Source organism: uncultured Tissierella sp. (assembly GCF_902479755.1).
Classification (GTDB): Bacteria; Bacillota; Clostridia; order Tissierellales; family Tissierellaceae; genus Tissierella; species Tissierella carlieri.
In genome coordinates this window covers 71,428-79,718 of sequence record NZ_CABSQO010000020.1, presented here as the reverse complement: position 1 = coordinate 79,718, position 8,291 = coordinate 71,428, and the positions used below count along the sequence as shown (strand labels likewise).

Genomic DNA, 8,291 nt, shown 5'->3' with positions numbered 1-8,291 from the left:
AATTTCCAAGGCAAAATAAATTAAATTTTTTCTTGACATTTAATAGCTGGTCTTATTTTTTATAATGTTATTTTTCTAACTTCTCAAATCAATTTAATCTAATTTTATTTAAAAAAATACCTCCGACATATCGGAGGTTAAAAAACCATTCATTTCTAAAATACTTTTTTGGATTATCGTATCTAGAAAGGTATGAAGCTACTTTCACATCTACTTCCTAGCACACACGATTCATCTCTTCTTTTTAGAATGATTTTTTGGGTTAGGTTTTCGTCAGACCTAACAAACTCTAGCCCTTTCAATCAAAGGGCGAAACTTTTACTTGTTGAGTTCTTTTACAGCTTTTAATGTGTTCGACCTTTTGAATTCCTAAACTGCTTATTTTTTTAACTCTATATATTATAATGTATAATTTTAAAATTATAACAAGTACTTGTCTTATAAAGTAAGTATTTTTTGATAAAGCTCTTTATTATTATAATTAATCCTATTTAAATATTTTTTCTTATCTGATATAGAAATAAAACTAATTGTTTCAAATTCCTTGACTTTATCGTTCATATATAAATACACTCTTTCCGTAAAAATATTTGAAACACAAATAAAGTTTTCAAATACTTCTAATATGACATATATTCTACCTTGATTTATTAAAAAATCTCCTACCTTATAAAAACTATCCTTTCTTATGCTATTAAATTCTAGTTTATTAAAAATTTCTTCTTCACACTTTGTTAGTTCTTTAAACATTTTTATCACCTTCCTATTGTCTTTTAATAATGTTCCATTCTTAACATTATAATGGCTTAAAAATAAATTATTCATAATAATCAACAAAAGAGCCTTTTCAGGCTCCTTATCTTAAACATTTAATCTTATAATAAATATATTTTTCTCTTCATTGTAAAGGTCTTTAGATATGACAGTTACTTGTATTGGTTGAACATGATTTTTATGTGTAACTACTAAAACTCTAGGTATAACTTCCTTTACCTTTTTATTTTCTACAACTTTAGTTATTGTAGAATAAGCTATGTCTTTTGGAATCTCTAGTTCTAAGTAATTATATTCTTTATACATACTCATTGTATCCGTTATGTCTATAATTAACTGTGTTCCATTTACCTCATACCCCTCTGAAAATACTTTCTTTCTTATAATAGTTCCATCTTCTTGTTTTAAGTTACTGTAAATCGAAACTTTCCTTGTATAGTAAAATAGAGGAATAAAAGGGACTAATGGTAATTTGGGTACAACTATTGTGATTAAAACTATAATTAATATCGTTACAATAATTTTAGGTATTGGGTCTAAATCTGGATCTGGATCTCGATCTGGATCTGGGTCTGGGTCTGGGTCTGGGTCTGGGTCTGGGTCTGGGTCTGGGTCTGGGTCTAGGTCTTTTGGTAAAGTTGATTTATCATCAGATTTATCTGGTATTTTAGAATCATTTGGATTATTAGGATTTATTGAATCTTCTGGTATATCTGGTTCTTCTGGATAATAGTATGTAAAATCAAATCCGTGAAGTAAGCCCCCACCTCTACCTACTGAAATTTGATACATACTTGGTGAATTGCCACTCTTTAAATCATAAAAAGTAATATGTGAATTTTTTAAATTCATTCTAACAGTTCCACCTTGAAATTTATCTTCACCATAAAAATTATCATCAATCACTTGGTTATCTATACTTTCACCAAACAAATCTAGTGTATAAGTTCCTAACTTTTCTAGATTTAAATTTGATTCAAATGTTATAGTAGGATTTAAGGAATCATTATATCCATAACTTCTTGCTAAGTTTATAATTCTATCTTTTTCCGTTCTATCCATCACCTCATAAAAATTTTTACCATAAATACGGACATGATTATTTAAACTTCCCTTTATTACCTTATAAGTAAAATCAGCTTCTTCATTTCTAACATTAAATATTTTACTTAATTTTCTTGTTTCTCCTTGTCCATTTACTTCAATATCTATTGTCAATTTATCTCCTTTAGGATATACAATGAAATAATGTGAATGAGATGAGCCTACTTCATCCTTAAATACAATTGAATTACCATTCTTATATTTACTAATATTAAATAAACTAAAATTATATTCATGTGTATCACTTGCTACTCCCAATTCTCCTATTTGCTCATTTTGATGACCTAAGCTCTTATCTCTTATATAACCTAATTCTTCTATTTCAACTTCTTCAGAAAAATTAATTGTTGTTACAAATGGTTTATCAATATCCAAATTTAAAATACTTTGTTGAATACTAATAAACACAGCTTGTCCTTTATATAAGTCTTCTGGAGATACGACATCTACACTAACAATATCTGAAAGATGTACATCAAATTTATCAGAAGTTATTTCTTTAGGATTTATTACTTTACCATCTGGAAACATTTCTCGTTTATGTGTTTTTAAGTTATGTACTGTTGCAAGAAAAACTGTACTTACTTCTGTTTCCATCTTTATTTTTTCTTTATCAGTTGCAAATACAGTAAGGCAACCATTTATAATAAATACACAAATTATTGATAATATAAATAATTTTTTATTATTATCCATTTTTTTATATCCTCCTTTTATGAATTTTTAATTTTTATATAAATTTCTTTTGCTAAATCTCCTATTACTACAAATAACTTCTTTAAAAATGTAACTACTATTTTTAAAAGATTTATTACAAAATTACTATATTTTAGGAATGCAGTATAAGGATTTCTTCCATTTATGTAAGCCATTATTAAATTAAGTGTTAAGCTTACCACCAATGAAACAGAGATAGCAATAAGTAATCTTTTACTTATATTCCAAAACGTTGATAGATTTGATCCATTTATTACTACCCCAGAGCGTTTAACGTATTCCTCTTTAATATCTAGCTCTCTTTCTTTTATTTTTCTTTCATAATCTTCTTTTTCTTTTTTTTCTCTTTCTTCTTTTAATTCTTCTTCTTTTTTTAATCTTTCTTCTCTTTCTTTCATTTTTAATTCATATTTTTCTTCTTTTCTTTTCTTTTTTTCTTCCTGAAGCTGAATTCTTTTCCTGACTTTTTCTTGTTTTTTGATAATTTTCAAATCTTCTTTTCTCTGTCTATCTCGCTCTTTGTTAAGATTCTCTACTTTAGCAAACTCTTCCTGTAGTCTTTTAAGCTCCTCTTGCTTACTCTTATCTTCTAAATCCATCTCTTTGTCTAATTTATCTTTCCTTATATTTAACTCTTCTTCAAGTTGTTTTAGCTGTTCATCAAGATTTTCATTACCCTCATCAATAATATTTTTCAGTTCTTCTTTCTCTTTATCATATTTCTTTTTAAATATTATCTTTTTAGTTTTAGATGTTTTTTCTACATTGTCATAATCTTTGATCTCTTCATTGTCCTCATTTAATAAACTATCTTTATACTCTTCTATATCTTTTCCAAATATTTTTTTGGGTTTAGTCGGTTTAGCGTTTTTAAATATGTCTTCTATGTCAAGATTATCATCTTCAATTTCTACATCTATGACCTTTTCTTCAACATCTTTAGACTTGTCCCTCTTTATAATTCCAAAAGGGTTTCGTATTTTATTATTTTCTTGTTGCTCAAATTCTTCTTGATTTTCTTTTTCTTTATCTTCTTCACTTTCAAATAATAATTCATCGTAATTGTCATCTTTTAGTCTAGGTAATAAATGAATTACATCTTTAATGGTACTTTGTTTATCAACTAATTTAGCGATTTCTTCTATTAATATATTTGTTCCCATCAGTATATCAAAAACAGAATATCCTACTAGCGTCGCCAATAGTTTGTCCCCTGGCTTTCTATTTTTAGCTATAAAAATTATTCTTGTATCAAAATGTTTTTTTATTAAATAGATAGTTTGAAGAATATCATCGTTACCTTTTAGTGACTCTCTAAGTATAACAACTGTTGGATTATTATTTTTTATCTTATCTAAAATATGTTCTCTTCCTTTGTGAATAATTACATCATCACAAACAATATGATTAGGATTATTTCTTTTTATTGCATCTTTTAATAATTCTTCTGCATCTTCCATTCCAATTCCAAGTAACACTTTTTCCATTGTTCTTCTCCTCCTTTTAACTTATTTTTTTATTGGTACTTTAATTTGTTGTTCTTTGTATGTTTCAATATCGTAATAAGGTCTAAAATCAGGTTCAAAATAGATTTTATAACCCCATTTGCCATTAAATTTTTTAATATTCTTCTCATAAAAAATAGGTGTGTCTGGTGTAATCTCTAAAATCTGATATTCAATATCTTCTACTAAGGATATTATTAAAAAGACTTTATGTATTTTAGATAATTCTTTTAGATGTTTAATTTTGTTATGTCTAAAATATAAGACTTTATCTTTTTTAACCCAATAACCTACTTCTTCTTTGACAAACTCTATTAAATAACCTTTTTTACTTTTGAAGTCAGGATGATTGGATATGATATTAGTGGTTTCTAAAATATCCTTTTTTTCTGTGCCTACAAATTCAAGTCCTGAATTATAAATTTCATTAAAATATCTTCTATTAAATTCCTCGAATACACGATTTATAATTAGATTTCTAGAAAACTCAAAGGAGGTTCTTTTATCTCGTCTATCAAGAGCCCACTCTGTATTAAAGAATTCATTATCTAAAGTTAATTCACTTTCTTCATTATCTATATTAATTTCCTTACTTGTTAAAATTTCATATTCTCTTCTGTTCAGAACTTCTTTACAAAATGTATGGAAGTCACTTTGAACATAATTACTTCTTTTCTTATACCTTTCTAATTCCTCCCTGTTTAATTTCTTATCCGTAGATAAGATAACAGGGTGCAAAAATATCACTCCTTTCTATAATGTTATTATATTAACTTTTTATAATTATAAGTTTTTTCAGCAAAATGATAATTTATATTAGTAAATAGTTGGTCTTATAGTGTCCTAAGCAGTATCCTTTCTTTTCCCTTTAAGGGGAAAAGGCCTGATAACAGAAACAAATGAAATTGCTTTAGAAGAATTTTTATTAGAATATATCTTCATTTGTCAAAGAAGAATGATTGAGTTTTGATGGATATGTTTTCAATCTTTACTCTTTGTTTTTTAGGTATCAAAAGCCCTACAGGGCTTTTTGAAATATTATTTCAGTATGTTTTGGAAGAAATATACCCAGAAGGTTAAACCACCGATTCCCATACTAGCAACTCCAGTTAAAAGAACTCCAGTAAGTGCTTGTGATCTTTTCGTTGGATTTCCTGCACTTACAGCTAGGTTCATAAAGTTCTTTATAAACATCAATACTAATGTTAAAGTTGCTAATCCCAAGAAACCAACTATAAATCCTCTATATTCGTATAGCAATATATTAAAAGATACTTTCCAATCGTTTGTAAGCATTATTCCATTTTCAATTATTCCACTAAATGTATCATAAAATATACTTAATAATAGTGTTATTCCACCTAATAATGCAGTTGCTATTCCACTAGTAATCATATCTGTCATAGCTTTTCGTCTTTCAATAGGGTGAGAAGGTAAGAATGATAATCTTAAAAAGATTATTATAAAAATCAAAAAAGCAGATAAAGTTCCAAAGGCTGTAGCATAAACTAGTATTTCTCGCCAATCATCCATAAATTTTTTAATAGCTTTTTTAAAATCTTCTTCATTTTTGTACCTAGTTAAATTTATTTTGTCATAATCTTCTTGTGTAATTAATCCTTTTTCCTTGTACTTTTCTAACTTACTATTACTTAAAACTTTAACTCCTTTCCCTATCTTGTCATGATATTTTTGAAGTTTTGCTTTTTTTATTGGAACGGCTTTTATAACTTCAACCGGTATTTCTTTATTCTCTTCTTTAATATCATCAGGGCTTGCATATACCAAAAGATTCATTGATGTGAATATTAAAATAATAATTAATATAATGTTTATAATTTCATACTTTGTCATTTAGTTAGTTCTCTTTTATTAAAGAAAACTCTTCACCTCCTTGTTTTTATTTATTGTAAAAATCCCCGAAATTTTATATTTAATTATCTTAATTGTTCATATATTAACTTTATAGAATTATAATAAATCATCTCTATTATTCAACTCTTTAATTAATTTTTCTTTATTAGATATGTATTCCCATTCGTCAATTTCAGGCATTAAAGTTAAATTATCTTCTTCAACTAAGATATCATCAAAGTAAAACCACTTGTCTTTTTTAAATCCTTCAATTATCATTGAATTACTGAAATCTGTAGATTTATGATCTAAATTAGTTATCATTTTTTTGTCCTCCTTCCTCTATTTGTGTTTTTACTGTATTGTAGAATTCCCATAATTTAAAATTTCCGATAGTTGTGTCCATTGTTGTTATTTGTTCTTTTAACATTCCAAATGCCTGTCTATGTCCTTCCATTTTGTTTTTTACCAAAATTAATCTATTGTATAATAGTTCTTTTCTATTTTGATTAAATGTATAGATATTAATGTGTAAATCCAGTACCCCTTCCCTGTTAATTAATTGATTAAGGAAGGTATGAATTATAAATATCTTTCTAAATATTAAAAATGGCTGTAATCCATTCTCTGTATTATCTAAGAAGCTTACATTTACTTTTATATTATTTAGATTTTTTCCATACACTAATTCTTTTCCTATTTCCATGTTATCAATAAAAATTGAATTTTTTTGTAGTATTCTAAAGGTGAAAGCTCTTTCTATTTCTTCTCCATCTACCTTGTCTAATAACCTGAAAGACAACTCGTTTTCTAATGCTTCTATTTTCCTTTTAAGTGCTTGTAGGTTTTTCTGTATTTCTTCTAGTTCTTTGTTTTTTTTATCTACAAGCTCATTGTCTTCTTTTTTTAATAAATCATTTCTTAATTTTTTTATACTTCTCTCATAGTAAGAAAAAAGTTCATATGAAATCTGATATTTCTCTAAATCATTGACCTTTGTAATATTTTCGTTGCTGATTTGTAGCTCTTTCATAATCCTATTTAAAGATGATAATATTTTACTATTGCTATCTTTTAAGTAGTTATTATTCATTTCTTTAAAATAATTTACTACTATGTTTTCTATATTGGTGAATTTAGATTTTTTATAGTCAGATAGATATTCTGAATGATATCTTGTTTTCTCTTTCTTAAGGACATTATAGAAATGGTCTTTAAATAGCTTAAAACTGCTCTCTCTGAGGTTATCCTTCATTTTTACATAAAGCATTTCTATTCTATTTATGTCATTTGATGATAAATTGAAGAATTCTTTTATTTCTTCTTTTTTAAAGCCTAGACTATTTAAGAATATAATTTGATCCCCCTCTTGATTGTTAAGGAACTTTTTATATTCTTTATTCTTGATGAATTGTTTTGTGATATATTCTTCTTTAAAATTATCATTTTCCTCTAGAAACGATTTGAGTACATTCTTCCAAGTGGTATCGAAAACTTCTTTTGAAAAATCTTTCAAATAATATCTTAACTCATAATCCATATTTTCTAATGACTGAAGGAATCTTATTCTAAAGGGAAGGTATCTTTTATCCTGCTGAACTATTTTATATTCTTGTATCCAAAATTTATAATAAATCTTATAAGCTTTTTCATTATAAGTCTTCATTTTTAATAAAAGATTCGTATCTTCTTTTAGAGATTTTAATTGCTTTAACTCATTAATTCTTTCTTCTTCTGTTTTTTGAATGAAATCCTTAAACCTAAAATTCTTAATAAATTGATTTAGGATATATATTTCAATCTTATTTTGACCTTGATTTAAAAACTCTACCTTTAAGTCATATAAAATATAGCTGTTTATCTGTTTAGCGATGATTGACCCTTTAATTTTATTAGAATAAATTTCCTTATCTCCGATTTTGACATTTGTATAGTTTTGATTAAAAGGTTCAAACTTTTGTATTGATTTATTTGTAAGGGCATATATTGTTCCTAACTTTTTTCTTTCATAAAATATATATCCTTCATCTCTTAATTTTCTTAATGTAGTATCAAATGAATCGTCTGATAAAAGATAGAAACATATATTTCTTAAATCTTCTTTAAAAATGTTTTCTAAGAAATATATTATCTTTAGAACTATTTCTTGTTTCTCTGTAAGCTCTTCAAATATTTTTAGATTCCAAATATTTTTTTGAAATTTTCTATTGTTATTGTATCGTTCTTTTAGATTTTCAATCATACGTTATCTCCTCCTTAGTTTTTGTATTTTATATATTTTAGACTTATCCAACCCAGTTATAACTGGTAAGTGAAAAAAGTTGGTTCGACCACTTG

Annotated in this window: 7 protein-coding genes; all 7 read right to left on the bottom strand. The window is 26.0% G+C overall.

The features are described from left to right. Nucleotides 1–438: 438 nt before the first annotated feature. Nucleotides 439–750: a hypothetical protein gene (locus RDK80_RS11805; RefSeq protein ID WP_308524373.1), complete on the bottom strand. Its 312-nt coding sequence runs from the start codon at nucleotides 748–750 to the stop codon at nucleotides 439–441. A gap of 111 nt (nucleotides 751–861) precedes the next feature. Then, entirely contained in the window at nucleotides 862–2,574 is a 1,713-nt protein-coding gene (locus RDK80_RS11800) for a hypothetical protein (RefSeq protein ID WP_308524372.1), read from the bottom strand. Between the two features lie 17 nt (nucleotides 2,575–2,591). Continuing rightward, nucleotides 2,592–4,082: a hypothetical protein gene (locus tag RDK80_RS11795; protein ID WP_308524371.1), complete on the bottom strand. Its 1,491-nt coding sequence runs from the start codon at nucleotides 4,080–4,082 to the stop codon at nucleotides 2,592–2,594. 21 nt (nucleotides 4,083–4,103) lie between these two features. Beyond that, nucleotides 4,104–4,838 (bottom strand): hypothetical protein, encoded by a 735-nt coding sequence (locus RDK80_RS11790; protein WP_308524370.1) that lies wholly within the window; start codon nucleotides 4,836–4,838, stop codon nucleotides 4,104–4,106. Between the two features lie 300 nt (nucleotides 4,839–5,138). Beyond that, nucleotides 5,139–5,954, bottom strand: coding sequence for a hypothetical protein (locus RDK80_RS11785; protein WP_308524369.1), 816 nt, complete (start codon nucleotides 5,952–5,954; stop codon nucleotides 5,139–5,141). A gap of 117 nt (nucleotides 5,955–6,071) precedes the next feature. After that, nucleotides 6,072–6,278 (bottom strand): hypothetical protein, encoded by a 207-nt coding sequence (locus tag RDK80_RS11780; RefSeq protein WP_308524368.1) that lies wholly within the window; start codon nucleotides 6,276–6,278, stop codon nucleotides 6,072–6,074. Beyond that, nucleotides 6,268–8,196 carry a hypothetical protein gene (locus tag RDK80_RS11775; protein WP_308524367.1) on the bottom strand — a complete coding sequence of 643 codons (1,929 nt, stop codon included), beginning with the start codon at nucleotides 8,194–8,196 and terminating at the stop codon, nucleotides 6,268–6,270. The genes RDK80_RS11780 and RDK80_RS11775 overlap by 11 nt, the downstream gene beginning before the upstream one ends. Nucleotides 8,197–8,291: the final 95 nt, after the last annotated feature.